The organism is Aerococcus sp. Group 1 (assembly GCF_000193205.1).
Taxonomy (GTDB): domain Bacteria; phylum Bacillota; class Bacilli; order Lactobacillales; family Aerococcaceae; genus Aerococcus; species Aerococcus urinae_A.
Genome location: NC_015278.1, coordinates 1774767 through 1800217 on the forward strand (window position 1 = coordinate 1774767; position 25451 = coordinate 1800217).

The following is a 25451-nucleotide window of genomic DNA, read 5'->3' on the forward strand; positions in this document are numbered from 1 at the left end:
AATCTTGATAAATAACAAAAGAGTTGACTGCAATGCTCCGTAAGCATTCCAATCAACTCTTTTTATTAATTATTCTTCTTTTGAATCAGAAAATAAGAAGCTTAGTTTAGTTTCTGAAATTAAGATCGCAACAAATATCATTACGAAACCGATAGTCTTGTATACGGTTAGGGTCTCAACTCCTAAAGCCACTGGAATTAAAATGCCAAAGACTGATTCTAGAGAAAGAATTAAAGCCGCACTGGTTTCATCAGTATATTTTTGCCCAATATTTTGAAATAGGAGGGCAACTGCTGTACACATGATCGCCAAGTAAGCCAACTCTATGAAAGTCCTCTGGCCAATAACCAGATTAGAGTTATCTTCAAAGAACAAGGTTGTTAAGCCAGATAAGACTGCTGCAGTAATGAACTGCAGAATAGTCATCAAATAAGGATCCTTGCCCTTAGAAAATTTCGTAACCGCTACAATATGAGAGGCAAAAAACAGACCACTCAATAAAGCCAAAGCATCACCTAAGATTGCTTCTCGTCCTTGACCCAGCACTGAATTTTCAGCACCTCCAGCCATTGACACAAAATAAATCCCTACAATACAGAATGCTGCAGCAATCATGTTAAATTTATCAGGCCGATTTTTTAAAACAATCCAGGAAATAAAGGGGACTAAAACACAATAGGAAGCGGACAGAAAAGCTGATCTACCGGGATCTGTATATCCTACCCCAACTGTCTGGATAGAATAAGCAATAAAGAGAAAAACCCCAATACTTACCCCACTTTTTAAATCTTCTTTAGTCATATCACGAATTTTTTTCCAAAAGATTATCGCTAAGACCAAAGCCGCTACTGAAAAGCGAATCGCTAAAATCATATTTGGATTAACGTAATCCTGTGCGCCCTTAACTACGGTAAGTGATGATCCCCATAAAAACGCAACAACAAGTAAAAGTAGATTACCGAGTTTTTTATTCTTTTTCTTCTTCTGGGGAGCTGGCTGATTAGCAGCTTGATTTTCTTCTTTCATGATAATTCCTCACTTTTCTTTGCAAGTGACAAGTGACAAAGTTATATCTTCGTATCACCCCCTTCTTCTACTTATCTATAAAAACTGTTAATCTCTCTCCTTAACAAATTGGCTGATCTGCTTTAAGAATAAGGCTCCTTGGTAGGCTCCACCGAAGCCATTATCGATATTCACAACACTTATCCCGGAAGAACAAGAAGTAATCATGGCTAAGAGCGTCGTAATACCTTCTAGGTTAGCCCCGTAACCCACCGAGGTTGGTACAGCAATCACGGGCGCCTCTACTAGGCCAGAAACTACACTGGGTAAAGCGCCTTCCATGCCTGCAACGACTACAAGCACGTTGGCTTGGCGAATTTCTTCTTGGTAAGATAACAAGCGATGGATACCGGCCACACCAACATCATAAATGCAGGTCACTTGGCAACCCATCCACTCTGCTGTCACCCGGGCTTCCTCTGATACAGGAAAGTCAGAGGTTCCCGCATTTAAAATCACCATCTTGCCATGAGGAATTTTCTCACATTGGCCAATGGTAATCGTTTGCGCAGCTTCTTGATAGTCAGCTTGAGGGAACTCTGCCCCAATAGCCTCCCATTTTTCTTTAGCCACTCGGGTCACCAAAACAGGCTTATCGTGGTCAAGTAAAGACTGCATCACCCGGGCGATTTGGCCTGCGGTTTTATGCAAACCATAGACAATCTCTGGGTAACCCTTTAAATGATCGCGATCAATATCCACCTTACTTTCACCTAAATTATCAAACATTATAAGTCCTTCCTCTATTTCTCTTTATTGATACCACTTAATTAATTAGTTTTAACGATTGAGTTTTCCATAAACATAGCCCTCAACATCTAGGGCCAGGTGTTTAAAGCCATAATCCTTAAATTGGGCTAAAATCTCATCCTTTTCTCGGAAGAATTGTTCGAACTGGTCAGGAGAGAGCTCTAGCTTAGCCAGTTCGTTGTAGTAGCGAACCCGAACGGGATCAAAACCCTTTTGGCGCATATAAGCTTCACTAGCTAGAATTTGCTGGACATTGTCCTGGTTAAGTGATGTTCCCGTAGGAAATCGTGAAATTACACTACAGCCACTTGACCGGTTCCAATTCGAAATGCCTTCTTTTTTAGCCAGTTGACGGACATCTTCTTTAGTAAAATCACACAGGATTAAGGGGCTTTTGATATCAAACTCTTTACGAGCCTTTAACCCTGGACGATAATCGTTTAAATCATCTACAATCATCCCATCCACTAAGACATAGTCTTTATTTTGAGCCATAGCGGCTTCTTGAACGGCTTGGTAAAACAACAATTTGCTATAATACCAAATATTTTCATCGTTCTTTTGAATACGAGGATCTTCTAACTCATTGACAGGGATAAGCTGACTTTCGACATCCATAGCCTGAGCAAGAGCCAGCGCTTCCTGGTCATCCGCCTCACTCACTAAATCAGACTGAATAATGATGGCCAAGGTGTTCTCCTTGCCTAGTAATTTTCTAGCAAGATATAAGAGAAGAGTTGAATCCACTCCCCCAGAGAAAGCAACGCAGACTTGGCCCATTTCTTTTAAGAGATTTTCCAATTGCTGCAATTTCTTTTGCTCCATAATTACTCCTTACTTATTCTATTTGCGAACCGAACTTTTCTTCAATAACCGCCAAGGCCTTTTGATAGACTTGACTAAGGGCTAAGTGATTATCTCTAGCCAAGTTCACCAAGTCGTCGTATTCTGGAGTGACTTTAATAATCTTTCCATCTAGGTAACCAATTTTAAGTTGAAGCCCACCGCCCATTAAGGCCACTTGGGTAAATTCTCTCGCTAAAATCAAGCGTTCGGTATCATAGTAACGAACCCCAAAAGAAGAACTTTCTTTTAATAAAATTTTAGCAACGCTTTCCTTATCTTTGGCTGGAGTTAAGACCGTAATGAGAACGCCTGGACGGTCTTTTTTCATCTTTACGGGACTATAGAAAACATCAAGAACTTCTTTCTGGCTCTCCAGTAGGCGCAACAAATAGCCCAAGGTTTCTCCCGTCATATCATCAACTTGGCACTCAATCACTGAAACCTTTTCCCTAGTGCCGGCTAGTTTTTTTTTACCAAGGCTACTCTTAAGACATTAGGATGGTCAAATTCACGATCCCCCACCCCATAGCCGATTTTTTCAATGGTTCCTTCAACCACATCCGCATAATCATCAGCTAAAACCTTGGCGAAGGCCGCTCCAGTTGGGGTAGTTAATTCACCTTCTGCAGTAAAAGAGGATAAAGGTACGCCCACCAAAATCTCCATAGTCGCTGGTGCTGGAACCGGATAAAGCCCATGGGCAATTTCAATTTTGCCATGACCGGTAGGCACTTTTGAAAAGGTTAAGTAGTCAACATCCAAGTCTTCAAGTGCTAAGCAAACCCCAATAATATCAATAATGGAGTCCATTGCGCCTACTTCATGAAAATGAATCTCGTCAATTGGCTTGCCATGGATTTTTCCTTCTGCGCGAGCGACCTCTTTAAATATGGCTAAACTCCGCTCCTTAACTCGATCAGCCAGATCACTTTCCTCAATTAATTGAAAAATCCCTTGAGCCGAATGATGGTGATGACCGTGGTGATCATGGTCTTCATCAAGCTCTGTAAAGTTTAAGTTGAGTTTATTCGCAGTAATCCCCTTTTCATCTTTTTTGCTAAAAGACATGGAAAAATCATCAATTGGTAATTTATTTAACTCGCTTTCGATATAATGCGGATCTGCCCCTAAGTCAACTAAGGCAGCTAGGGTTAAGTCACCAGAAATCCCATATTCACAATTCACGAATAAATGACTCATAATAATCTCCTTTTTTCATTTAATCTCGACTATTTAATATGTTTTTATTATATCGTTGATCAATAAATTATCAAAGTATAGCGCTTTCTTTTATCATTTTCCTTGTGCTAAATTTAGTATATAATAATCTTATTCATGCCATTAAATAAACTAAAATAGTAGGGGGAGTGAACCATCAATAGTGATGAGAAAATATATTCATAAACTCAATGATGGCTTTAAACAAAATTCATTTGCTTTATCAATGGATATCCAATCAGATTCCAGCCCCACAAAACCCTTATTGCATAAAGAAGCTCGGTTTTTAATTATTATTTCCGGACAAGGAAAAATAAAAATTAATAATACTGACTATATTATGAGAGCTGGTCATATTATCGCCTTACTACCTTTTGAGGTTTCTGAAATTGTAGAGGTAACCGAAAGAGTAACCTATTATTTACTCGTTTATAACTTTGATCGCATAAAATTTTTAATGAAGGATTATTTAAATATTGATAAGGAGTCATTCGATTTATTCAATTATCTAGAAAATAATCCTTGTAAAAAAATAAGTCCTAAGGGGCGTTATAAAGTCAAGCAGATTCTCACTGATTTGCGTGAGGAAGTTGGACTGATTTCCACCCACACCAACCAACTTTTTCATGACCACCAAGACTTATCTACTATTCGAAGTTTACTTAAATTGGCAGAACTGATCATCCTCTATCAAAGAGAAGACCAGCAAATAAGTAATTACACCCCTTCTTATAAAGAGATATTTGCTTATTTATTCTACAATGCTTCAAAATCACTTCATTTAGATGAAGTCGCTAACATTTTTTTCTTGGATAGTCAGTCCTTAGAAGCAGGAATACAAGCTTATGTAGGGATCGGCTTCAAAGAAGTTTTACAAAGAATCCGCGTCTTTAAATGGCTTCATTTACAAGAAAATACTGAGTTAAAGCAAGAAGAAATTTCTCTGCTATTAAACTATCCCTACAGTCAAGAAATACAGGAAGAAAGCAAAAAGATTCAACACTTAACCCCTGCAGAATGGGAGGCTTACTGGCAATTAGTTGAAGTCATTAGTCCCATAGCCATTAAAGAATTGCAACCTAAAATAGTAGAATTCACCTATTGTCACTTTACTGACGCTCTTACAATTGAACACCTGAGTCAAAAATTTTCTCTTACTCCCCAAGATATCAATAGCCTACTTATCGCCTATACTGAAAGAAATTTTCAAAACTTAGTGACCCATCTACGAATAAAAAGTGTCTGTCAGCGCTTACAAACTGGAGATAAAGACCTTAAAGGAATCGCCAAAGAAACGGGCTTTATTCATGAAAATAAGCTTAAACGTAGCTTCTATACTATTATGCAAATGACCCCAGAAGCCTACTGGGAAAAATATAAGCAAGAAAAAAGTTCAAGCTGATTGCTATTCTCAGCTTGAACTTTTTCTTTTTACTCGTTAAACAAATTAACCCTCATCGGATAAATTATCAAAGTAACCTTGGATGTAAACGATCGGGGTTCCTTTGTCTCCACTACCACTGGTTAAGTCAGATAAGGACCCTACCAAATCGGTAATTTGTCGTGGTGTCGTTCCTAGACTGACATTTTTACCATCTCTATCGACTTCATCATGTTGGCTGATATAGTCAGTAATCGCGTCCTCTAAGGCTTGCCCGCTGAGGGAACTGAATTCATTATCAGCCAAGTATTTTAATTTCACTTCATTAGGGGTTCCTTCTAGGCCGCTGGTATAACCAGGAGAAACCACTGGATCAGCCAATTCCCAAATATGACCCACTGGGTCTTTAAAGGCTCCGTCTCCATAGACCATGACTTCAATTTTCTTTCCGGTAGCTTCTAATAAGCGCTTTTGCACATCATAGACAAAGGATTTTGAGTCACGCGGGAAGAGTTTTAATTCATTGTCCCCAGAGAGGTTGGTTCCCAATAAACCGTATTCTTTATTATAACCGGAACCATCGACTGACTGGGTTAGAATTTCATCTAAACGATAGACTGTCTTAGCACCAGCTTCTTTAACGGCTTGAGCTGTTTTGAAACGGGTATGAATATCCGATACTAAGACAGAATCGGTATAGTCAAGAATGGCTTGGGCTTGGTTAGAAAAGATGATTTCACACTCAGCGCCTTCTTTTTCCACGCATTCGCGGTAAAGGGCCACGTAGTCTACCCCAGTAAATTTATGTTTGATTTCTTCAAAGTGCGAACGGAATTCTGCCTCACTTAGGGTATCTGTCCAGGGGTTAACGCCCGACTTCACCAGGGCTTCATCACTGATTAATTCATTGCCCACTTCATCGGCTGGGTAGGAGAGTTGGATCACAACTTTCTTAGTTGCCCGGGCAACGGCTTGGAGAATATTATAGAAACGATTCCGACTATTAATTGGGAATACCACGCCAATACTTTCTGATTGGAATTTTTGGTGGATATCCTTAGCGACAGCATCCAAGCTGGCATAATTTCCTTGGGCTCTGGCATAGATTGATTCGGTAATGGCCACAATATCCTTGTCATGAATGGTAAAGGGCGCTTTTTCGGCTGCATGAATGACTGTATCTACAACAATTTGAGCTAAGTCGTCACCTTTTTTTACAATGGGTGCACGTAGGCCACGTGATACTGTCCCAACAACTCTTGACATATTCATCATCCTTTTTAATTAAATTACTTTGAGTACCTGAACATTTTACCATTATTTTCTCTGACATTAAATCATTTCTTGGTCTTTTACCCATACAAGAAAAAGGAGCAAATCATTTTTCATTTAGGGATCGGTCTTATATAGTAAATAAGAAGCTTATATAACCTAAAGACAAGTAAAAGGAGCGATTAATCGATGGGATTATTAGTTGACGGTAAATGGTATGACAAGTGGTACGATACCGAAAGTACTGGGGGCCACTTTGTCCGCAAAGACTCCCAATTTAGAAACTGGATTACTAAAGACGGCTCACCCGGGCCCACAGGTGAAGGAGGCTTTAAGGCCGAAGCTGGCCGCTACCACCTCTATGTGTCCTATGCCTGCCCCTGGGCCAGTCGTACTTTAATCATGCGGGCGCTGAAGGGCTTAGAAGATATGATTTCTATCTCCGTTGTCCATCCCCATATGGGCGAGCATGGCTGGACCTTTGAAGAAGCTGATGGCGTCATCAAAGATCCCCTATTTGATGCTGACTATCTCTATCAAATCTATACCCATGTTGACCCTAATTATAGTGGCCGGGTAACCGTACCGGTCCTTTACGATAAAAAGACTGACACCATTGTTAATAATGAGTCTTCAGAGATTATGCGTATGTTTAACCAAGCCTTTGACGATATTGGTGCTAAAGCGGGTGACTACTATCCTGAAAACTTACGTGATGAAATAGACCAATGGAATGATGAAATTTATCCTAAGGTCAACAATGGCGTCTACAAGGCCGGATTTGCGACTAAACAATCCGTCTATGAAGAAGAAGTGGACCAATTATTTAAGGAATTGGATCGCTTAGAAGACCACTTAAGCCAACACGATTACCTGGTTGGGGACCAAATCACAGAAGCCGATTGGCGTCTATTTACCACCTTGGTTCGTTTTGATTCCGTTTATTACGGTCATTTCAAATGTAATATTAGAAACCTAACCGACTATCCTGCCCTCTGGCTCTACACCCGTAAACTTTATCAATGGCCGGGCGTTAAGGAAACGGTGAACTTCTCCCATATTAAGGAACACTATTACACCAGCCATCCGACCATTAACCCTAACGGCATCATACCGCTTGGGCCTGATTTAGATTGGTCACTTCCTAATGAATAAAGATTGAAACTGTTGGAGTAAGCATTCTCACTTATCTTAGACCTGCTGACCGAATAAGCAGCTCCGAGATTAGGGGGATGCTTTTTTACTTTAATAAACCGCGCTCAATCAGTTTGGCATCTAAGAACCAATAGTCATGGTAATCGCCACCCAAGGCTTGAAAAGGCACTGGCTCTTGCTCGTGATCACTTAAATAAGTATTGAGATAATTTTTTAAGATCCAGGCATCTTCCAAACGTTGGCCTTGTAATTGAAAGACCTGGTCCAGGTAACTTTCACTGGTTTCCAGAGTCTCAGCTAGCTCCTGCTTGCTTAATCCAGTCTTTGTAAAGGCCGTTTTAAGCGCTTGTTTAGTTTCTCCACTTTGAGCTAGAGTTAAAGACATGGTTATCACTCCTCTTTCTGCCTTCTATTATAAACTTCGCTTGAGAAATAAGAGAATAATCCGCCTAGTCCATGTTACAATACTGGTAAAAATCAAGTGAAAGGCGTGGTTGCATGAAACAAATCATGATTGTGGAAGACAATGATGACATTAACACAATGCTTAAAGACCTCCTGAGTCAGAATTACCAAATCCAACAAGCTTTTTCCGGAACTGAAGCCATCCGACTCTTTGACCAAGAGGACATCGACTTAGTGCTCCTAGATATCCTCCTGCCCGGCAAAAAAGGCGACGAAGTCCTGGACTATATTCGTCAAAGCAGCCAAATCCCGGTCATTATGCTGACAGCTCTGGGGGATAAAGACCTGGTCAGTGACTACCTCTTAAAAGGAGCCAATGACTACATCACTAAGCCCTTTAACAATAAAGAAGTCTTAGCCCGAATTACGGTGCAATTGCGGCAAAGCCACCAACAGGCTAAAGATCAGTCAGACCAAGTCATTAACTTTCAAGCCATCCACTTTGATCCTAAGCAGTTCCTTATCTATACCGACCAAGAGGCTATCCGCCTAACTAAAATCGAAGCCAAGATCTTTCACAAATTGCTCAGCCACCCTAAGCAAATCTTCACCAAGGAGCGACTCTATGAATCTATCTGGCAGGCCCAATATATTGCCGAGGACAACACTTTAAACACCCACCTATCCAATCTGCGTAAGAAATTGAGTCAATTAGATCCCAGCCAGGACTATATTGAAACCATTTGGGGGATTGGCGTCAGACTAGCAAGGGGGGACCAGGATTGACCCTGCTACTTTGCATCTTATCTTTATTCTTGCTCTACCGCTATCTGAAAATGAAAAAGGCTCTGCAGGACTTAAGCCAGGACATGGCCTACCGAAGAGAAGAACAATCTAACCGCCTACTCACCAGTTCCCTGAATGATAAGGACCTCCACCAAGTAATTAGGGAGGCTAACCAACTCTTCGATGACTTACAAACTTTGCGGATTAAAAACCTCCAAGAAAAGAATAGTCTCGACCAAGCCATCCATAATATTGCCCACGATATCAGGACTCCCCTCACCGTTGCCAGCGGCTACTGCCAGCAGCTTTTGGATTCAGAAGGTCGTTTAGACTCGGTTGAAAAAGAAAAGCTATTGAAAATCAACCAACACCTCAGCCAAGTCGCTCACCGCTTAGAAGAATTACTCAGCTATCAAAAACTTATCGAAGGTCAAGTCCAAGTGCAGCTTGAGCCAGTAGACCTCAGCCAAGCGGTAAAGGAAAACTTACTCCATTACTACGACCGCCTTAATGATGATTTTCAGATTCACTTAGCCATTGAGGAAGCTTGCTATATTGACAATAACCCGGACCTATTGAATCGGATCCTGGATAATTTACTGGGTAATGTGATTAAGCACGGTCACTCCACATTAAATATCCAGGTCAAAAAAGACCAGGATGAGGTCCACTTGACCCTGTCAAATCAAAGTCAGCAAGCCGTCCAACATCTAGACCAATTAACCAAGCGATTCTACGCAGAAAACCTTGCCAACGACCAACTTTCTTCGGGTTTAGGCTTGTTTATCATCCAAGAATTAGTCGATCTCACTCAGGGTCAACTCTCCATGACCTATCAGAAAGGTAGCTTCACCAGTCAAATCACTTGGCAAGCTAGTGAAGGTACAGATTAACAACAAATAACCGACCTCTTGACTTAGAGGCTTATTCTAAGTCTTAGAGGTCGGTTTTCGTTACTATTCAATGGCTAATTTTTAGAAATCGCGCTGTTTAAATGACATTAAGGCGATTAAAAGGCAGACTGCAATCACTAAGAGGGCTAAGGGAGTAAATTCTAAGAAAAACTCACTATCCAAAGTTAAGGCGCCAGCCTGGTTGAGCATACTTTGGAAATTCAGGTAAGCTAAAATTTTACTTTCAGCAAAGTAAGCAATCTGAACGACTGTTAGCACCAAGGGCACCACAATGGTTGCCAAGATACTCCAAACATTGGAGAGGGTTAGGAAAATCACCAACATCGTTACCGCAAAGACTCCCTGGAGAGAGAGGTACTGCACCAAAAATACCCTGATAAAATTACCAAGCCACTCTAAGCTCAAGGCATCAAAGCCGTTAGTAAAACCCGCTACCAGGTAGGTGGTGCCATAATAGAAGATAAATTGCAGGGCTGTCACCATAAGGAAAACGCTATACTTGGAAAAGAAGTAATGGCCTCTAGACATTCCACTACTGATAATATTCTTTAAAGTCCCGTTATTTAAATCGGCCCCCACAGTCATATAAAAGAGAGGGAGAGAGAAATAGATTAGAAAGGCTGCCATGGTTGACATCGCCATAACGGCTTGGTGACTGGTCCAGGCCATTTCTCGGATAAGATCAGTCCTTTGGGCAATTTCCTGGGCGTTCTGTTCACTGACAGTCATTGAGAAAACACCCTTATCCCAGACACAGAAGGCGACTACCAGAATCAAAACCAGCTGGGTAATGTAAAAGCCCTTGCTATGAAACAATCGATAAAAATCTGCTCTTAACATGGTCTATTGGTCTCCTTTCTCTTCGACAATGCCGGTGAAATAATCTTCTAAGTTTTTGTGAGAAAAATAAATGGCATCGATAGGCACATCTGCCTGACTAAAGAGCTTCATGTAAGGTTGAATCTTTTGGTCAGAGGTGAAAATATGAATGGTTTCTTCATCCACCACTTTAAAGTTCGACTGCCCTTGTTCAGACAATAAACGGCTGGCCTGGGGTACTTGACTAGTTTGCAAGACAATATACTCCCGGTTCATTTGCTCAAATTCCTCTTTAGTCATTTCTTGGATAAGCCGCCCCTGGTTAATGAAGCCAAAGCGGCTAGCCGTTTGATAAAGTTCAGAAAGAATATGACTAGAAATGATAATAGTCATTTGCTTTTCCTGGCTTAGCCGTTTAACTAATTGACGGAAATGGCTGATGGCAATCGGGTCTAAGCCATTGATCGGTTCATCAAGGATGAGTAGGTCAGGCTGGGTTAATAAAGCAATCCCAATGCCTAATTTTTGTTTCATCCCCATGGAAAAGGATTTATAGGCTTTCTTGCGGTCTTGGGTCAGGCCAACCAAGTCTAAGGTTTCCTTAACCACCCGGTCCTCATCCACTACCCCGCGTAATTTACAATAATAATGTAAATTTTGCTCTGCAGTTAAGGCTTCATAGGCCACGGGACTTTCAATCACTGCCCCAGTGCGTTCCAAGGCCTTGGTCCACTCCCGGCTACTTCCTGAATGGAACAAGGACACTTTACCCGAGCTTGGTTTGATCAAACGGACAATTGCTTTGAGCAGGGTAGTTTTCCCTGCCCCATTACGCCCGATTAAGCCGTAAATTTCTCCTGCCTTAAGACTTAGAGACACTTGGTCTAAGGCTACTTGCTTGCCATAAGTCTTGGTCAGCTGGTCAACTCTTAGCACTTCTTCCATGCTAATCCCTCACTTTCATATCTGATCTCTTCTTGACACTGTTTATTATGCCAGCCGCTTCTCAATAGATTCCCAAGCAATTCTAAAGTCTTTCTAAAGAAATGGAAACACGCAAAAGGGAGCTGTGACTGGGGACTGCCTACCTATCAGTTAGGCAGAGTTTTCCACTTAGTCACAGCTCCAGTTTAATTATTCAGTTTTTACCCACAGACCGCTTTCTCATACAGACGGTTTTAGCGTTTTTCCTCAAATGTTCCCCAAGAAGGCATTTTCTAGGCTTCTTGGAAAACAATATCCACTAATTCTTCCGCGGTGATATCACCGAGATATTTATTTAAGTCTAAATCGCTTAAGGCATCAACCATGGCTTGACGGTCGTATTTAACCCCCTTTAAAGCTTCTTCCACGTCAGAAATTTCTCCCAGCCCAAAGAAGTCCCCGTAAATTTTAGCTTGACTAATCAATCCCTTAGAAACGTTTAAGCGGAGATCAACAAAACCAAAGGGGAATTTATGCGATCCTTGAATATCAAAGTCCGGAGATTGGCCATAATTCCACTCCCAGTTACCCATCCGTTCAGCCCGTAAATCCATGACCCCTTGCCAAATTTCAGGGGTTAATTTTAGCTCAGGAACTTCTTCACGATTTTCAACCCCAAAGATTTCCAGTAGAATCCGGTCACGAAACTCTTCTGTGGAGAGGTTCTTATACTCCTCGTCGACAAAGGGTTTGATATTGGTTACCCGCGAGCGAACCGACTTAATCCCTTTGGATTCGAATTTTTCTTTACGGGGTTTGAGGGCATTGTTAACCTCATTCAGGTCAGCATCAAATAAAATGGTTCCGTGGGCAGTCATCCGGCCATCCTTAGCATACATGGCATTACCGGAAAACTTTTGGTCGCCAATCACTAAGTCATTACGTCCTTTTAGGGCAGCGCCTTCGACACCCATCTTGTGGAGAGCATCGATAACCGGTTTAGTAAAGGAAGCAAAGTCACGGAAACTACCATCGTCATCTTTAATAAAGCAGAAGGAAAAATTGCCCCGGTCATGATAAACTGCGCCTCCACCGGACATGCGGCGGACCACTTGAATATTATGTTCATCCACATAGCGTTGGTTAATCTCTTCATAAGTATTTTGGTTGCGTCCAATAATAATCGAGGGATCATTAATATAAAATAGTAGGATCGGCTCATCAACTAAGCGGTTTTCAACCAAATAAGTTTCCAAGGCTATATTAACCGAAGCATCATAGTGATTATTATTATCAACAAAAATCATTGTTTTCCTTCCTCTCATGACTAATTCATATTTAATAAAGCTTACCAGAGCTTATTATAGCAAATTTAACTGATAATGAAAGCGGTTGATAAGCGAAAGGCCAAGAAAAAAACTCCCCCTAAAGTTTTAGCTTGTTTCAAGTTAACTTTAGAGGGAGAGTCTTACCGTAGTAGCTTGACTTCAACAAATTTCTTAGTGATAAAAACCTGAGTTTTCACTGTTTAATCCGTCGCTTGGATTGCAGTGGGTATGTTGGTCTCACTATTTTCTGCCAAGACTTGTTTATCATCGATTGTTTCGGCTTCAGCATTTTCTGAATTGACTGTTTCAGTAAGGACATTTTCTGCTAGACCTTTCTTGTCCTCACTATTATCTAAGGACGGATTGTGATTGCTTTCAGAAGTTAACTTTGCCCTTTCTTGGTCACGGGATTTGAGCACAGCTTCCACTGCAGCAACTTGGTCAGGACTTAATTCACTGGCCTTTTTAGCCTGTCCGGTTTCTGGCTTATAAACTGTCAGCTTATATTCCGTGCCGAAAATTTCAAAGATATAGCCTCCAGCAGTTTTGGATTTTACTTCTTCAGGGTTAAAACCATGAGAAGCGAGAAAGGCTTCCTTTGCCGTTTCAATTCGTTCGGCGTCGTTTTTTTGCTCGGTAGCTGCTTTTGAATCGGTGGCTGGCTCTTTATCTGTGGCCTTGCTACCTCTTTGCTGCAAGACTTCTTCTACCGCGTCAATTTGCTCTTTTGAGAGTTCAGACTGACTGAAGTACTGGTTGCCTTGGTCAAATTGGAAGAGGTATCCGCGTGAAAAACGGCTAAGCACTTTATCTGCTTGGAAATTCTTCAAGAAAAGTTGCCGTTCAATTTTTTCAATTTGGTAATCAGATAAAGCTTCAGCTGGGTAGACCACGGACTTTCCATTCACTTTAAAGTGGTAACCATCGCCATCCTTGCCTAACACGGTTTGAGGGTCAAGTGTTTTTCTAGCTAAGACCGCTTCGACTGCAGCAATTTGGTCCGGTCTTAATTCAAATGGATAGACATAAAATTCCTTACCATTTTCACCTTCGAAGACGTAGCGGTCACCACGCTTGTCAGGCACAACACTTTCTGGATCGATTTGAGGGCTTGGGTCCTTAGTCTTTTCAACTGCTATTCCCTGTTCTTCCATCCATTCTTCCACTTTGGCAAGTTCATAGCCCTTTAATTCGCCAAATTCAATATAGTGGGTATGGGCATGGCCATCTTCTCGGTGCTCGGTGGTTACACCATGGTCATCCACTCCTATGATATTATCCTTACTGAAAACATAGCCTTCAGATCCAGTATTATAAGGTCCCGCTTGGAGCCCCTTACCGAAAGCCTTATACTTTTTACCATTAAAGCTTACATAGAAATCCTTGTCATCCGCCGATTGATTATGAGGGACACCAAAACCATTTTTAGGCGGCATTTTAGCTTCAGGATGAGCGATTAAATAACGCATACTTGCCTTAGCCTTTTCGATTTTTTCCTTATCTTGGTTAAACCAAGCATTTAAGTGGATATCTTCGATTTTGTGCCAGTGATCAATATGGTAAACCAAGAAAGCCCCATTTTCTTCTCTTTCCGGATAGGCCATTTGTATATTCACTGCAGCCAATTGCTGAGGGGTAAAGAGCCCTTCAGGGATAGGGGTAGCTTGTGGCTGCTCTACTACAATTTCTTCCTTCTTCTCATCTTGGTCATTTTTATAAGAGCTAAATGAAACCGTTTCATAGTCTATCGGTAAAGTAATATCATCAAGTTTTTTAGCAATCGTTTTATCCGCGAGAACAGCAAGTAACTGATCACCATCACGTAAAACCTCTTTGTCTTGGAAACCATGTTCCAATTTGAACTGACTCAATTTTAATCCTAAAATATAGTCTTTATATTCTTCAGCAGTAGAAAAATCACTCGCTCTTAGGTAGGAAGGATAGTCCGATAAATTCTTCATATGACTATGATTACCATGCGGAACAATGACTTTATTGCCGGTTACTTTAAGATCGGCCTTCTTAACCCCACTTTCCAGGGCGATTAAAGAAAGTTTCTTATCGATTTCATCAGCAGAATCCTGACTTGCTTCGACAAACTTAATTTCCTTTTTCCCACTATTGACATAATCCTGTGCTTGACGGATCTCTTCATCATCCAAATCCGCAAAGGGAACATAGTGACTGTGATCGCCATGTTGGGTGATAAGGCCGTTACTGTCGTACTCTATGATTGACTCTGGGCTAAAACGATAGCCGTCATCAGTGGTATAGGCTTTATGATCTTTACCTTTAGCGGATTTATCGATTTTTTGAGCCAGAGCAAGGAAGATTACCTTCTCTTGGTCTTTCTCCTCTTGTCTATCCTCCACCTGGCTTGCTTGCTTCTTAGACTCATCTGTTTGACCATTTATCTCTTCACCATGGGAATCTGAAGGTTTACTTTCCTGATCGGTTTTACCAGCTTGGTAAATATAAGAAGGATTGTTGAGATGAGCCTCCGTTGCAGCAATTTCAAGAGCGGATAATTCTTGCAAAGGAATCACATGGTGATGGTCACCATGAGGATGAACATAGCCAAAATTGGTCTTGCGTGTCACTTTCATCGGATCGAATAATAAGCCATCCCCTTCCCTATGACGTTCTTTTAGAGGAAGAGCGTAGAGTTCGTCCAACATTTGCTCTAAGGTTTTTTGACTATTTGCCGGACTGTCATTGAGATCTTTTTGCGGCTGTGCTTTGCCTTCTTGAGGATGGTCGATTTGGCTAGGTTTAAAGCCTGGTTGGTTCACTTGCGGGCGAACTGAGTCTAAGGGCCTAATGACCTTCTCAGTCTGGTCTTGCTGTGCTCCAGCTTGCCCGCTCTTCTTATTAAGATATGCCTTGGCTTGAGCGCGCTCATTAGCACTTAAATCATCCTTAGGGACATAGTGGAAATGATCGCCGTGCTGACAGATATAGCCATCGCCTTGGTCGGAAACGATAGATTCAGGGGTAAAGATATAACCATCGTCGGTAGTATAACGTCCCTGACGCCGCGCTTCTTCTAAGGAGCTCAAATCCTTTCCTTGATCTTTATTGCCTTGGCCATGCTCCTGGGTTTTCTGTCCTGCTGGCTCTTTTTGTCCAGGAGATGCTTGATCTTTTTTCTCAGGCTGCGACCCTGTTTGTGGTTTCTTATTAGATGCTGTCGTTTTTGAATGGTCTTTAGGCGCTTGGTAGTTATAGTTCCCAGCCTTTAAATAAGCTTCAGTGGCCGCAATTTCCAAATCGGATAGTTGGTCAAAAGGAATAATATGGAAGTGGTCGCCATGCGGGAGGACATAGCCGAAATTGTTTCTTTTGGTGACTTTGACCGGATCAAAAACTAAGCCATCGGACTCCACATGGCGTTGATTCATTGGCAGTTTATAGAGTTGGTCTAATAAACCGTCTAAGCCAGAGCGTTGTCCCTGACTCGCTTGCTGAGCTTCTTGGTTAGCTTGATTTTGGGGACTTATTTTACCCGTTGATCCCTGTGGATTTTGCCAGCTATTATTCCCATTCACTAAACCAGCGTAAGGACTATTATTTAAACGTTGGCTAACGATGCTTTGTCCACTACTATGCGAAGGGACCGCTGATCCTGACTGAGAAGTTCCTGATCGTCCCGCCATATAGGCCGCTGCAGCCGCCCGTTCCGCTGGGGAAAGGTCTGCCTTAGGGACATAGTGGAAGTGGTCGCCATGAGCACAAATATAAGCGTCCCCGGTATCTTGAACAATGCTACCCACGGTAAAGACATAGCCATCATCGGTGGTATAACGCCCTTGGGCTTTAGCTGCTTGGACAGCTTGGGCCTCAGCCTTAGTCATGGCATGTCCTCCATGGCTACCGTCTTCTTTAACATTGTGTAATTTTCTTTGCTCTTCAATTTCTTCTTTGGTCCGCACATTAACAGCTTTATTAGGATCTTTTAGATAGAGGTAATATTTGCCATTAACTTTAATGATATAGCCATCCCGAACTTCGTTTACGATATCTTCTTGACGGAGTTTGTAATTGGAGTCTCGCATAATTAATTCTTCACTAATAATGGCATCATAAGGAACCTTACCATTGTAATAGTGGAAATGATCGCCGTGAGAAGTGACATAGCCATCATCAGTGATCTTCACTACGATTTGCTCTGCTTCAATTTCGTCATCCGCATGAGACAATTTTTTGACTTCGGCCCCATCTTTTCCCAGGCCTTGGTCAGCCACGTAATTAATCGTCGATTCATTGCCTGAATGTCCCTGGGAGTAGCCCCAATAATAGCCCCCTCCTAATAAGAGCGCTGAGGCTGAGCAGGCCAGAATGGCTTGCTTAATGTTTTTCTTCTCCACAATTATTCACTCACTTTCTACTTTTTATCTTCTTGTAAATGCTTTAAGAGGGTTTGTAAATTCATCTCAATATTTCCTAAGAGTCCTTTATCATTTTGGGGGTCAGCTTCCAAGGGACTTAAAGTATCCAATTGAGCCCCCGTCGCTTGGGAAATGACCTCAGCAATTTTAGTAGACACTTGAGGCTCAACGAAAATGGTCTTGACCTGGTAATTTTTTACAAAGTCTTGAATTTCAGCCATTTGTTGGGCACTGGGCTCTTGGTCCGGTGAAATCCCCGATATCCCTAATTGCCGTAAACCAAAGCGATTAGCTAAATAAGAAAAGGCTGTGTGCTGGGTGACAAAAGTTTTTTGCTTGAGCCCTTTGAATTGATCTTGGTATTTATCCACTAGGTCTTGGGCCTGGGCTTGATAGTCGTCAGCGTTCTTTTGATAGATTACTGCATGGTCAGGATCAATCGCACTTAATTGCTTAGCAATACTTTGTGCCTCTTGGCCAACTAGAATCGGATCAAGCCAGGAGTGGGGATCATAAAGCGTTTTTTCATCGACTTCTTGACCAGGGTCGAGGTCTTCTAATCCAGGGACCTTGTCTAGAGTTAAGTCTTCTGATCCTTCGATAACTTTGACTGGAGAATCTTTCAGATTTTCCTTAAGGTTCTTGGCCCAGCCTTCCAAGGTCCGCGAATGATAAACGAAGACATCTGCCTTTTCAATGGCAGCAATATCATTGGCTGAGGGTTCAAAGGAATGAATACCGGCTCCACTTTGAATCATTTGAACCGTATTCAAGTCTCCCGAAACCGCCCGGGTCATTTCATAAATTGGGTAAAAACTGGTGACAATATTTAGCCCCTTGACTTCCTTATCCCCAGTATTCTTCGTACAAGCACCAGTAAGCACTAATAAAGCGAGTAAAAGCATACTGAAGATTAGGCTTTTAACCGATTTTTTCACTTAATTTCCTCCTCTTAATTTTTAAATCGTAACTCTTACGATTTATATTATCGATTCTTTCGATCGAAGTCAATAGCAAATCGTAAATATTACGATTTATTTTTTACTGACACTTTTATTTCTGTTTCTACAAAAGTCCTGTTAAAGTAATAAGTAAGAAGATTTTTTCCTAACCATGACCAAGAGACCGGCTAAGATAAAATCCATAGAAAGGAAATGAAGATGTTATATCCACAAAGCAATTTATGTCGCAGTGTCTTATCGCTCGATGGCAATTGGCGCTTCCGTATTAAAGAAGACCAAGAAAGTTATGACCCTAAGGACCCCTTAGACCATTGGCTAAGTGTTGCGGTCCCTGCCTCCTTCAATGACCAAGTGGCTGATCCAGCCATTCGCAACCATGTCGGCTACTTTTACTACCAAAGAGACTTCACCCTCCCCAAGACTTTGGCTGACCAGGATATTTTTCTCCGCTTTGGCTCTGCAACCCACCAAGCTTGGGTCTATGTCAATGGTCAGAAAGTCGCCCATCACCAAGGGGGCTTTACCCCCTTTGAGTGCAAAATTACGGACGCGGTTTCTTTTTCTAAAACTAACCGCCTAACTGTCCTACTTTCCAATATCCTTGACCACACCACCCTACCCGTGGGCCACTACCATGAAAAGAAAGATGACCAAGGAAAGATCAAACGGGAATTAGATGAGAACTTTGATTTCTTCAATTACGCCGGACTTAACCGCTCCATTGTTATCTATACCAGCTCAAAAGCTGCCCGTTTGACTGACCTCACCATCTTGCCTGAATTAAATGATTCCTTAGACCAAGCTAAAGTCAGCTTCGATGTTTCAATTGATTCCCAGGTTAATGACGGGTTATCCTATCAAATAAGTATTTATGACGAAGCTGAAAAGATAGTTGTCGAGGGGAAGGCTAATGAGAGTGAATTTTATCTAGACCAACCCCATCTCTGGCAACCACTGAACGCCTATCTCTATACTGCCCAAGTCGACCTCTACCAAGACGGCCAACTAGTGGATACTTACCGGCAAGACTTTGGTATTCGCAAAATAGAAGTTAAAAATGGCCAATTTCTAATTAACCAAGAACCATTCTATTTCAAAGGTTGTGGTAAACATGAAGATAGCTACGCCCATGGTCGCGGTTTTGATCCTGTTTATAACGTCTTAGATATTAACCTCTTAAAAAGCATGGGAGCCAACTCCATCCGTACCTCCCACTACCCTTATTCCGAAGAAATGATGCAGCTCTGTGACCGGGAAGGGATTGTCGTTATTGATGAAACCACCGGAGTGGGGATAATGTCCTCCTTTGGTTTTAATATGTCTAACTTTGACCCGAACACTTACCGCGATGACACTTTCCAAGAGCTCAATACCCAACCGGCCCATGAGCAAGTGATCCGCGAATTGATTCAAAGAGATAAAAACCACGCCTGTGTGGTGATGTGGTCCTTGGCTAATGAAGCAGCCACTTTCAACCCGGAAGCCCATGATTATTTTGCGCCACTCTTTGATTTAGCTCGGTCGCTCGACCCCCAAAAACGTCCCCTAACTATGATCAATATCCTCTTAGCTACTCCGGATACTGACCAATGTTCTGACCTAGTTGATGTTATTTGTCTTAACCGCTATTACGGTTGGTATACCCAAACCGCTGATTTTGACTTAGCTGAAGACTTGAGCCTAAAAGAATTACAAGACTGGCAAGCCCTCTATCCAGATAAACCCATCATGTACACCGAATACGGGGTTGATACGGTTGCTGGCCTCCATGCCATCGAGCGCCAACCTTTTACAGAAGAATTCCAATGGGACTACTATGTCATGATGTCTCGAGTCTTTGACCAAGTGGATAACTTTGTCGGCGAGCAGCTTTGGAATTTTGCTGACTTCCAAACCAAAGTTGGCGTTCAACGGGTTCAAGGCAACAAAAAAGGTATCTTTAACCGGGCCCGGGAACCGAAAATGGTGGTTCGTTTCCTTAAGGAGCGCTGGCAAAAGATACCAAACTTTAATTATAAAACAAAAACAAACTAGGCCTGATTAATAAAATCATTTAGAGCAAAGCTGATTCTTCTGTGCCAAAAGCTTGAAATAAGGGGAATCAGTCTTTGCTTTTTATCGTTTTTGACTAATATTTTACGAGAATTATTTTTTTCTACTGTGCAAGCGAACTTTTTCGTGTATCATATTGTAGGTGTTCATTTGTTGGACTAACACATGAACCGAGACAAGTAACGATCATTTAATCGTTAATAAAAAAGAGAAAGTGAGTGTAAGAGTATGGGTAAAATTGGTTTTGACACTAAAAAGTATCTTGAAGAACAGTCAAAGTATATCTTTAAGCGCGTTGAAGGCAAGGACAAGCTCTACCTGGAATTTGGGGGAAAATTAATCGGCGATAAGCACGCCAAACGGGTCCTTCCAGGTTTCGATGAAGATGCCAAATTGAAACTCTTGGAAAGAATGAAGGACCAAGCCGAAATTATTATCTGTGTCTATGCTGGAGACATTGAAAGTAACAAGATGCGGGGCGACTATGGCATCACTTATGACCTTGAAGTCTTACGTTTAATCGACGAATACCATGCCTTAGATATTTCTGTTAACAGCGTCCTTATCACTCGCTACCATGGTGAAGCGAATGCCACAAACTTTATGCATAATCTTGAAAGACGGGGAATTAAGGTCTACACCCACCAAGAAATTAAAGGTTACCCCACTAACGTTGACCTTTTAGGGGAAAATGGTTTTGAAGTCAATCCTTATATTGAAACCACAAAACCGATTGTGGTTGTCTCTGGGCCAGGTGCCGGCTCTGGGAAACTAGCCACCTGCCTTAACCAACTCTACCATGAATGGAAACGCGGGGTTCGAGCTTCCTACGCCAAATTTGAAACCTTCCCAGTTTGGAACCTCCCCCTCAACCACCCTGTTAATATTGCCTATGAAGCAGCTACGGTGGACTTAAAAGACGTCAATATGATTGATAACTATCACTACGATGCCTATGGAGAAGTCGCTGTTAATTATAACCGTGACTTGAAGATGTTCCCAGTTATCCGCCGCATCTTACAAAGCATTACCCACGAAACTGTCTACCAATCCCCTACTGATATGGGTGTGAACTGTGTCAAAGCTGGCATTATTGATGATGAAGTGGTCCGTCAGGCAGCTAATGAAGAAATCATCCGACGTTCCTTCCAAACAGAAAACGATTATAAGAGTGGTCTGGTCGATGAAGAAGCCTTGTCACGGATGCAATTAATTATGGAAGACTCCAACCTCAAGCAAGAAGACCGCGTTCCTGTCAAAGAAGCACGCCAATATGCTAAAGAAGTCCAAGATCGCTTCAATTCCGAAGAAGACCAACCCGTCATGGCCTTGGCTTTAGATGATGGTCAAATTGTTACTGGACGTAGCAGTGACCTGATGGACGCCTCAGGTGCAGTCATCCTAAACAGCTTAAAGGTACTAGCTGGCATCGCTGACCCGATTAACTTGCTATCACCACTCATTTTACAAACCATTCAAGAACTCAAAACTGGCCCTTTAAGTGACCGGACACCGATCCTAACGGCTAATGAACTACTCATTGCCCTAGCTATTTCAGCGTCAACCAATCCAACCGCCCAAATGGCTTATGACCAATTAAAAGCCCTGGATGGCACCCAAGCTCACTCAACCTACATACTCACTAAAGACAATGAAAAAACCTTAAAGAGTTTAGGTATCGATGTCACTAATGACCCCGTCTTCCCTAATGAAAATCTCTATTATCAATAAAAACAAAAAACAGGCCGCGGCCTGTTTTTTGCTTATTATAAACGTTCTAAGTAATCAATTTGATCAAATTTTTCATTATTGGCTACAGCCACGATAATATCGTCTTTAGCAAAACGATAATCCGGTTGGAATTGGGTATTTAGGGTTTCCTTTAAATGTTGTCTAATGCCAATAATATTGAGATCATATTTTTGTCTAACGTCTAATTCATCCAAAGTGACATTGACCCATTTTTCCGGAGCCCGGAATTCAACAATAGCAGTTTCTTCATCCAGATTAATCAGGTCTTCAATGGATTGGCGACTGATAACATCGGCAATATGGTAACCTGATTCCTCTTCAGGAAGAATCACTCGCGAAACCCCTAAAGCTAACAAAGCTTGGGCAAAACGTTGGTTCTTCGCCTTACAGATAATATGGTTGACCCCTAATTCTTGGCAGTTAATCACACCGAGAACGGCAGCCTCGAGGTTTTCCCCGGTTCCAATCACAATAATATCGCAATTTCCAAAACCAGCTTCTCGCATAAAGTCGAGGTCAGTAAAGTCTCCTACACTACCTATAGTTAGACAATCTTCCAAGTCGTTGACATGTTTTTCCATGCGGTCACAAGCAATCACATCAATCCCCTTGGTCGCTAGCCGCTTAACCAAGGCAGAACCAAAGAGGCCTAAGCCCATAACACCAATAACACGATTTGCTTTACTCATAATGACTCCCTTATCCTATTATTTTTTATTTCTTTCTAATCTATCCAATAAGAATATTGGTCTTCGCATAGCGAATATCATAATTGTTCCGATTCCGTCTCAAACTTAAAGCCATGGTCATCGGACCGATACGGCCAACAAACATTAATAGCATTAAAACAATGTGGCTAGCTAGGGAAAGGTTAGGCGTCAAGCCAGCAGAGACCCCAACTGTCGCCAAGGCTGAAATGGCTTCAAATAACAAGTGTAAGTAGCGCTGGCCTGGATCAAAAGTTAGTAATAAGGCCGACCCAATGAAGAGAGCGCTAACATACATTAAAGCTATGGTAAAAGATTGACGAACCGCTGCATCTGGGATCGTATGCCGCTCAAAGTTGACATGCTTAATTTGCCGCACCTCGCGCAAGGCTAGCATGATGGTTAAGGCAAAGGTGGTTACCTTTAACCCACCGGCAGTACCCCCGGCCCCCCCACCAATGAACATGGTAAGAACAAAGAGCAACAAGGACACTGGGCGGCAGGCCGTGTAATCCACAGTGGCAAAGCCGGCAGTACGCATAGTGATGGTTTGGAAAAAGGCAGTCATAATCTTATCTCCAAGCGATAACGGCCCAATAGTACCAGGATTATTCCACTCCACTAGTAAAAATAAAGAGGTTCCAGTCAGAATAACTAAGCTAGTAACGATAAGAACTAACTTGGTGTGGGGACTTAAGTGTTTAAAATAAAAACTCAATTTGTGTCCATTACTTTTTTTAGCATAATTTTTGATTTGATTAGTGATATCGAACCAAACACTGAAACCAATCCCCCCCAGGACAATGAGGGCCATGATGGTCCAATTTAATACCGGCACTGTCTTTAGGTCAATTAGGGAATTGTTTCCCATAATATCAAAACCAGCATTACAGAAAGCTGAGATGGCTGTAAAGAGACTATTCCAGAGCCCCTTAACCCAGCCGAAGCGAGGCACAAAGTAGGTCGACAATAAGATAAAGCCAGCCCCCTCAATAATCGCCGTATAGCGAATAATTCGGGTTAGGAAGTCGCCAATTTTGTAATTTTCACTGTGGTTAAGGGCCGCGCCAGTGGCTATTTGATTTTTCAAACCGATATTTTGCCCAATGGTATGGTAGATGGACCCAATAATGGTCATCAAGCCCAAGCCACCCGTTTGGATCAGGGCTAGCATCACCATTTGTCCGATAATATTATACGAATCATAAATGGATTCGGTCCATAAACCAGTCACACAAACGGCTGATACCGAAATAAACAAATGGTCTAAATAAGTTGCAGTAGAAGTCGCCGTATGGGCGATCGGTAGTGATAAGAGTAATGACCCTACTAAAATCACAATCATGAAAGAAAAAGCAATCTTTTGAGAAACATTTAAGCGCTTAAAGAAATTTAACATGACTACCCTCTTTATTCTTAATAATTTTGAATAACTTGTGTGGCTATTTCTAGCATACGAATAGCTAATTCATAATTATCTGTAAGTAAATTATAGACTTGATCCTCAGAAAGCACACCACATTTTAAGTCACTAGGAAGAACTCCCTGGTTAGAAACCTCAAAATCACGATACCATTCTTCACTCCCATAATAATCGCTAAGTTTATTTACGGCAGCTTGACTCTTAGCATATGCCTCTAAAGACTTAGAAAAATCAGTAAGTAAAGCGGCCACTCGATCGGCATGGTTTTCCATCGCCTGGATTCTAGCTTCTGATTCCATCAACATCCTCCTTAGCTCGCTAAGCCATTATTTCTGGCTAGCGCATATATTCACTCTCAATAACTATGAATTGTACGCCTAATATTTCTAATAAGCTAGCTTTTTCTCCAAGTAATAAGACAATTTTTCAATTATTTTCTATTTCTAAAAAAAGAGGACCTGGCCTTAACCAAGTCCTGAAGGTTTCTTTTCAATTGTAAAAGGCAAGTTCCACTAACCAAAACGACCAGCCACATAGTCGGCAGTTTGTTCTTGTTGGGGATTGTTGAAGATTTGTTCCGTTGGGCCATATTCGATAATTCTAGAATGGCCACCACCTAATTCGGGATCAGCATAGAAGAAGGCAGTATAGTCGGATACCCGGGCAGCTTGTTGCATGTTATGGGTCACGATAACAATGGTATATTCTTCTTTAAGATCGTTAATTAAGTCTTCAATCTTCAAAGTGGATATTGGGTCCAAGGCTGAAGTGGGTTCGTCCATGAGTAAGACTTCTGGTTTAACGGCTAAGGCACGCGCAATACATACCCGTTGTTGTTGCCCACCAGAAATAGCTAAACCACTCTTAGACAAGTCATCCTTGACTTCGTCCCAAATAGCTGCACCACGTAAGGATTCTTCCACAATTTGATCAAGTTCATTTTTATCACGGATACCGTGGGTACGAGGCCCGTAAGCCACGTTATCATAAATACTCATTGGGAAAGGGTTAGGTTGTTGGAAAACCATTCCTACTTCCTTACGTAAAAGATTAAGGTTGATATTTTTATCATAAATATTTTTACCTTCTAATTCAATGGTTCCGTCAATCCGGCAACCATCAACCAGGTCATTCATACGGTTTAAAGATTTAAGAAAGGTGGATTTTCCTGATCCAGAAGGTCCGATCAAAGCAGTCACTTGTTTTTCATAAATTTCAATATCAATATCTTCCAAAGCCTGGAAATTACCATACCAGAGGTCCATATTATGGGCACTCATCTTTAATTTCATCGGCGTTTTTGT

22 protein-coding genes are annotated in these 25451 nt (G+C 41.7%); 6 read left to right on the top strand and 16 right to left on the bottom strand.

The annotated features are described in order from the left end of the window. Window positions 1-69 precede the first annotated feature (69 nt). The 5 genes from HMPREF9243_RS08310 to HMPREF9243_RS10910 all read right to left on the bottom strand — a co-directional run bounded on the left by HMPREF9243_RS08310 (window position 70) and on the right by HMPREF9243_RS10910 (window position 3861). Window positions 70-1026, bottom strand: coding sequence for a DMT family transporter (locus HMPREF9243_RS08310; RefSeq protein WP_013669961.1), 957 nt, complete (start codon window positions 1024-1026; stop codon window positions 70-72). Between the two features lie 87 nt (window positions 1027-1113). Then, the gene (larB, locus tag HMPREF9243_RS08315; RefSeq protein WP_013669028.1) at window positions 1114-1794 is read right to left on the bottom strand and encodes a nickel pincer cofactor biosynthesis protein LarB; all 681 of its coding nucleotides are present in this window, start codon (window positions 1792-1794) and stop codon (window positions 1114-1116) included. 51 nt (window positions 1795-1845) lie between these two features. Further along, window positions 1846-2640 (bottom strand): ATP-dependent sacrificial sulfur transferase LarE, encoded by a 795-nt coding sequence (larE, locus tag HMPREF9243_RS08320; RefSeq protein WP_013668492.1) that lies wholly within the window; start codon window positions 2638-2640, stop codon window positions 1846-1848. Between the two features lie 13 nt (window positions 2641-2653). Continuing rightward, on the bottom strand, window positions 2654-3097 hold the full coding sequence (gene larC / locus HMPREF9243_RS10905; RefSeq protein ID WP_041706240.1) for a nickel insertion protein: 444 nt from the start codon (window positions 3095-3097) through the stop codon (window positions 2654-2656). 23 nt (window positions 3098-3120) lie between these two features. Beyond that, window positions 3121-3861, bottom strand: coding sequence for a LarC family nickel insertion protein (locus tag HMPREF9243_RS10910; protein ID WP_041706242.1), 741 nt, complete (start codon window positions 3859-3861; stop codon window positions 3121-3123). A gap of 184 nt (window positions 3862-4045) precedes the next feature. On the opposite strand from HMPREF9243_RS10910, the gene HMPREF9243_RS08335 reads away from it, so the two are divergent. Then, window positions 4046-5281 (top strand): AraC family transcriptional regulator, encoded by a 1236-nt coding sequence (locus tag HMPREF9243_RS08335; RefSeq protein WP_041706245.1) that lies wholly within the window; start codon window positions 4046-4048, stop codon window positions 5279-5281. Between the two features lie 45 nt (window positions 5282-5326). Here the strand turns inward: HMPREF9243_RS08335 and HMPREF9243_RS08340 are convergent, their stop codons facing one another. Continuing rightward, window positions 5327-6526, bottom strand: coding sequence for a coenzyme F420-0:L-glutamate ligase (locus HMPREF9243_RS08340; RefSeq protein WP_013669070.1), 1200 nt, complete (start codon window positions 6524-6526; stop codon window positions 5327-5329). A gap of 195 nt (window positions 6527-6721) precedes the next feature. Here HMPREF9243_RS08340 and HMPREF9243_RS08345 point away from each other — a divergent pair, with 195 nt between their 5' ends. Continuing rightward, the gene (locus HMPREF9243_RS08345) at window positions 6722-7687 is read left to right on the top strand and encodes a glutathione S-transferase family protein (RefSeq protein WP_013669981.1); all 966 of its coding nucleotides are present in this window, start codon (window positions 6722-6724) and stop codon (window positions 7685-7687) included. Between the two features lie 85 nt (window positions 7688-7772). Here the strand turns inward: HMPREF9243_RS08345 and HMPREF9243_RS08350 are convergent, their stop codons facing one another. Beyond that, window positions 7773-8072, bottom strand: a complete 300-nt coding sequence (locus tag HMPREF9243_RS08350) for a DUF2316 family protein (RefSeq protein WP_013668793.1) — start codon at window positions 8070-8072, stop codon at window positions 7773-7775. Window positions 8073-8185: 113 nt separating this feature from the next. Here HMPREF9243_RS08350 and HMPREF9243_RS08355 point away from each other — a divergent pair, with 113 nt between their 5' ends. Both HMPREF9243_RS08355 and HMPREF9243_RS08360 read left to right on the top strand, forming a co-directional pair. Beyond that, entirely contained in the window at window positions 8186-8878 is a 693-nt protein-coding gene (locus tag HMPREF9243_RS08355; protein ID WP_013669749.1) for a response regulator transcription factor, read from the top strand. After that, window positions 8875-9771 (top strand): sensor histidine kinase KdpD, encoded by an 897-nt coding sequence (locus HMPREF9243_RS08360; protein WP_013668612.1) that lies wholly within the window; start codon window positions 8875-8877, stop codon window positions 9769-9771. The genes HMPREF9243_RS08355 and HMPREF9243_RS08360 overlap by 4 nt, the downstream gene beginning before the upstream one ends. An 81-nt stretch (window positions 9772-9852) precedes the next feature. On the opposite strand, the gene HMPREF9243_RS08365 is transcribed toward HMPREF9243_RS08360, so the two are convergent. The 5 genes from HMPREF9243_RS08365 to HMPREF9243_RS08385 form a co-directional block, all read right to left on the bottom strand. Continuing rightward, window positions 9853-10632 carry an ABC transporter permease subunit gene (locus HMPREF9243_RS08365; RefSeq protein ID WP_013669585.1) on the bottom strand — a complete coding sequence of 260 codons (780 nt, stop codon included), beginning with the start codon at window positions 10630-10632 and terminating at the stop codon, window positions 9853-9855. 3 nt (window positions 10633-10635) lie between these two features. Then, window positions 10636-11556: an ABC transporter ATP-binding protein gene (locus tag HMPREF9243_RS08370; RefSeq protein ID WP_013669396.1), complete on the bottom strand. Its 921-nt coding sequence runs from the start codon at window positions 11554-11556 to the stop codon at window positions 10636-10638. A 272-nt stretch (window positions 11557-11828) separates the two neighbouring features. Further along, a complete protein-coding gene (locus tag HMPREF9243_RS08375; protein ID WP_013668642.1) occupies window positions 11829-12842 on the bottom strand; it encodes a lipoate--protein ligase in 1014 nt (337 codons plus the stop codon). A gap of 221 nt (window positions 12843-13063) precedes the next feature. Next, the gene (locus HMPREF9243_RS10050; RefSeq protein WP_013669059.1) at window positions 13064-17230 is read right to left on the bottom strand and encodes a pneumococcal-type histidine triad protein; all 4167 of its coding nucleotides are present in this window, start codon (window positions 17228-17230) and stop codon (window positions 13064-13066) included. 17 nt (window positions 17231-17247) lie between these two features. Continuing rightward, window positions 17248-18156 (bottom strand): metal ABC transporter solute-binding protein, Zn/Mn family, encoded by a 909-nt coding sequence (locus HMPREF9243_RS08385; RefSeq protein WP_041706838.1) that lies wholly within the window; start codon window positions 18154-18156, stop codon window positions 17248-17250. Window positions 18157-18411: 255 nt separating this feature from the next. Here HMPREF9243_RS08385 and uidA point away from each other — a divergent pair, with 255 nt between their 5' ends. Together uidA and HMPREF9243_RS08395 are read left to right on the top strand one after the other, a co-directional pair. Further along, window positions 18412-20247, top strand: coding sequence for a beta-glucuronidase (uidA, locus tag HMPREF9243_RS08390; RefSeq protein ID WP_013668837.1), 1836 nt, complete (start codon window positions 18412-18414; stop codon window positions 20245-20247). Window positions 20248-20493: 246 nt separating this feature from the next. Beyond that, complete coding sequence (locus HMPREF9243_RS08395; RefSeq protein WP_013669551.1) at window positions 20494-21996, top strand: DUF1846 domain-containing protein; 1503 nt, start codon at window positions 20494-20496, stop codon at window positions 21994-21996. Window positions 21997-22031: 35 nt separating this feature from the next. On the opposite strand, the gene HMPREF9243_RS08400 is transcribed toward HMPREF9243_RS08395, so the two are convergent. The 4 genes from HMPREF9243_RS08400 to pstB form a co-directional block, all read right to left on the bottom strand. Next, on the bottom strand, window positions 22032-22706 hold the full coding sequence (locus HMPREF9243_RS08400) for a TrkA family potassium uptake protein (RefSeq protein ID WP_013668582.1): 675 nt from the start codon (window positions 22704-22706) through the stop codon (window positions 22032-22034). A gap of 40 nt (window positions 22707-22746) precedes the next feature. Further along, on the bottom strand, window positions 22747-24123 hold the full coding sequence (locus HMPREF9243_RS08405) for a TrkH family potassium uptake protein (protein WP_013669330.1): 1377 nt from the start codon (window positions 24121-24123) through the stop codon (window positions 22747-22749). A 17-nt stretch (window positions 24124-24140) separates the two neighbouring features. Continuing rightward, on the bottom strand, window positions 24141-24446 hold the full coding sequence (locus tag HMPREF9243_RS08410; protein ID WP_013670020.1) for a DUF4298 domain-containing protein: 306 nt from the start codon (window positions 24444-24446) through the stop codon (window positions 24141-24143). Between the two features lie 213 nt (window positions 24447-24659). Beyond that, window positions 24660-25427 carry a phosphate ABC transporter ATP-binding protein PstB gene (pstB, locus tag HMPREF9243_RS08415; protein WP_216403018.1) on the bottom strand — a complete coding sequence of 256 codons (768 nt, stop codon included), beginning with the start codon at window positions 25425-25427 and terminating at the stop codon, window positions 24660-24662. Window positions 25428-25451: the final 24 nt, after the last annotated feature.

Coding starts and splice junctions, on each gene's coding strand:
- HMPREF9243_RS08310 (WP_013669961.1), bottom strand. CDS start 1,026: ATGAAAGAAGAAAATCAAGCTGCTAATCAGCCAGCTCCCCAGAAGAAG.
- larB (WP_013669028.1), bottom strand. CDS start 1,794: ATGTTTGATAATTTAGGTGAAAGTAAGGTGGATATTGATCGCGATCAT.
- larE (WP_013668492.1), bottom strand. CDS start 2,640: ATGGAGCAAAAGAAATTGCAGCAATTGGAAAATCTCTTAAAAGAAATG.
- HMPREF9243_RS10910 (WP_041706242.1), bottom strand. CDS start 3,861: ATGAGTCATTTATTCGTGAATTGTGAATATGGGATTTCTGGTGACTTA.
- HMPREF9243_RS08335 (WP_041706245.1), top strand. CDS start 4,046: ATGAGAAAATATATTCATAAACTCAATGATGGCTTTAAACAAAATTCA.
- HMPREF9243_RS08340 (WP_013669070.1), bottom strand. CDS start 6,526: ATGTCAAGAGTTGTTGGGACAGTATCACGTGGCCTACGTGCACCCATT.
- HMPREF9243_RS08345 (WP_013669981.1), top strand. CDS start 6,722: ATGGGATTATTAGTTGACGGTAAATGGTATGACAAGTGGTACGATACC.
- HMPREF9243_RS08350 (WP_013668793.1), bottom strand. CDS start 8,072: ATGTCTTTAACTCTAGCTCAAAGTGGAGAAACTAAACAAGCGCTTAAA.
- HMPREF9243_RS08355 (WP_013669749.1), top strand. CDS start 8,186: ATGAAACAAATCATGATTGTGGAAGACAATGATGACATTAACACAATG.
- HMPREF9243_RS08365 (WP_013669585.1), bottom strand. CDS start 10,632: ATGTTAAGAGCAGATTTTTATCGATTGTTTCATAGCAAGGGCTTTTAC.
- HMPREF9243_RS08370 (WP_013669396.1), bottom strand. CDS start 11,556: ATGGAAGAAGTGCTAAGAGTTGACCAGCTGACCAAGACTTATGGCAAG.
- HMPREF9243_RS08375 (WP_013668642.1), bottom strand. CDS start 12,842: ATGATTTTTGTTGATAATAATAATCACTATGATGCTTCGGTTAATATA.
- HMPREF9243_RS08385 (WP_041706838.1), bottom strand. CDS start 18,156: ATGCTTTTACTCGCTTTATTAGTGCTTACTGGTGCTTGTACGAAGAAT.
- uidA (WP_013668837.1), top strand. CDS start 18,412: ATGTTATATCCACAAAGCAATTTATGTCGCAGTGTCTTATCGCTCGAT.
- HMPREF9243_RS08395 (WP_013669551.1), top strand. CDS start 20,494: ATGGGTAAAATTGGTTTTGACACTAAAAAGTATCTTGAAGAACAGTCA.
- HMPREF9243_RS08400 (WP_013668582.1), bottom strand. CDS start 22,706: ATGAGTAAAGCAAATCGTGTTATTGGTGTTATGGGCTTAGGCCTCTTT.
- HMPREF9243_RS08405 (WP_013669330.1), bottom strand. CDS start 24,123: ATGTTAAATTTCTTTAAGCGCTTAAATGTTTCTCAAAAGATTGCTTTT.
- HMPREF9243_RS08410 (WP_013670020.1), bottom strand. CDS start 24,446: ATGGAATCAGAAGCTAGAATCCAGGCGATGGAAAACCATGCCGATCGA.
- pstB (WP_216403018.1), bottom strand. CDS start 25,427: ATGAGTGCCCATAATATGGACCTCTGGTATGGTAATTTCCAGGCTTTG.